2 protein-coding genes are annotated in these 2,074 nt (G+C 33.0%); both read left to right on the forward strand.

What is annotated here, in order from left to right:
- Nucleotides 1-268: 268 nt before the first annotated feature.
- Nucleotides 269-1,519 (forward strand): S49 family peptidase, encoded by a 1,251-nt coding sequence (locus tag NSA57_RS19345; protein WP_257465840.1) that lies wholly within the window; start codon nt 269-271, stop codon nt 1,517-1,519.
- Nucleotides 1,520-1,595: 76 nt separating this feature from the next.
- Nucleotides 1,596-2,015: a response regulator transcription factor gene (locus NSA57_RS19350; protein WP_306814165.1), complete on the forward strand. Its 420-nt coding sequence runs from the start codon at nt 1,596-1,598 to the stop codon at nt 2,013-2,015.
- The last annotated feature ends 59 nt before the right edge of the window (nt 2,016-2,074 follow it).

The raw sequence follows: 2,074 nt of genomic DNA on the forward strand, positions 1-2,074 counted from the left end.
AAAATTTCAAAAATCGGCAGATTGACACTTTAGGAGATTCTATTCATTTTGAAATTACATTTTGCGGAAACTCAAGACAGAAATTGGTTCTGGATCAGAAAATATACTCTCCTGTGTAGGTGCAAATCAGTATGGAGTACAACTAGCGAGTCTTTTTAACTTTACTGAGTACCTTATAAAAAAACAAAACGTACAACTTGTCTTAATAATTGTGGATTCTTCATTTAGCCCAGTCAATTTTGCTGGGCTAGAGGAGATTTCGGGTCAAATGGAAAAGTTACGAAATCACAATATTCATGTTTATTTATATGCTCCTTCTTACAATATGAGTACACTTTATCTAGCTGCTAGTGCTGAGAAGGTATTTATACACCCAATTGGAAATATATGTTTTGGAGGATTTTATAAAAATCGTATTTCAGCAGCACTTCTATTGGAAAAATTGGGAATAAAATTTCAAACAATAAAAACAGGGAAATTCAAAGATACATTTAGTTCTCTTGGAGATTTTGTTGAAGAAAGTAATTTTCCAAACCAGCTTTTACAAGATTACGAATATACTTTTGTACAACAGGTTCAGAAAAAATGGAAGGAGAAGGATCTATATCGAAAACTATCGGAAGAAAACATTTTTTCTGCTGGTGAGGCTAAAAAAATTGGATTTTTAGATGAAATAGCAACTTTGCCAGAAGTGCTTCAAGAGATTACAGAGAATGGAATTTATCCTAAAAAAATAAAGATATCCTTAAAAAACTCGAAGAATATTTGGAAAAAAAAGATTGCTATTGTTTTTGCAAATGGAGAGATTATAGACGGTACAGGTGCTGCACTTTTTCATGTTACTAAAAAGAATATGAGTAGCAGTAAAATAATAGGTATTATAAATAGATTGAAACGCAAAAAATCTATTAAAGCAGTGCTTTTTCGGATAGATTCAACAGGTGGATCATCAAGTGCTGGATATGATTTGTATCAAGCAGTAAAAAGACTTTCCGAACAAAAACTTACAGTTATATCCATTGGAAATTATGCAACATCATCGGCCTATTGGATGGCGCTTGGTGGAAGTACTATTTTTGCAGATTCCACTAGTGTGATTGGAGCAGTTGGGGCAGCTATGACACGCCCCTATATTTTAGAAGCACTGGAAAAGATAGGGCTTCAAGTTACAACAGAGAAGTTGAAAAATACAGAGGTAATAAATTTCTTTGAAGAATATAGTGAGGAGGCAAAGAGAGGAACCGAAAAATGGATTTCAGAGATTATGAATCATTTTTTAGAAGCAATTAGGGAGCATTGTGACCTTGATAAAAAGACATTGGAGATTATATCAGATGGTTGTTCTTTTTCGGGAAGCTATGCTTGGAAATATGGATTAATAGATCGGATTGGAGGAATAGAGCAGGCATTGGAATATATACGTACTCAGTTAGGAGAAGTGCCTGTAAAATATGAATATTATCCGGAAAATAAAATTCCATTACTCTATAAAAAATTATTTCATATAGGTTCTAAGTGATTTTTATTTCAGACGTCATTTTTATTGCACAGATACAATAAAGGGCATATAATTTCCTAAAAAGGAGATGAGTAATATGGCTAAAATTTTAGTGATTGAAGATGACAAAAATATGCAGGCTATTTTATCAGAATTTATTTGCTCCAATGGACACACCTGTTTAACAGCAGATGATGGTATCGATGGTCTGGTAATAGTAAAAACTTGTCCGATAGATTTGGTTATATTAGATGTCATGATGCCACATTTAGATGGATTTTCTGTATGTAAGATGATTCGGAATATCTGTAACGTACCAATTATATTTCTGACTGCGAAGGAAAGTGAAGATGATAAGCTAAAAGGGTATGAACAGGGTGGAGATGATTATGTTACAAAGCCCTTTAGTCCTAAAGTGCTTATGGCAAAAGTAAATGTACTTTTGAAAAGATCAACATATTATCATACAGATGAAATACAAAGAGGCATACTTACTTTAGTGTTGTTGACCTCATAAATTATCAAAATACTGATTTACTTGCCTGTCTCTGAATTGACCTGTATACTGTCATCAGC

This window comes from Blautia caecimuris (assembly GCF_024622975.1).
GTDB classification, from domain to species: Bacteria; Bacillota; Clostridia; order Lachnospirales; family Lachnospiraceae; genus Blautia_A; species Blautia_A caecimuris.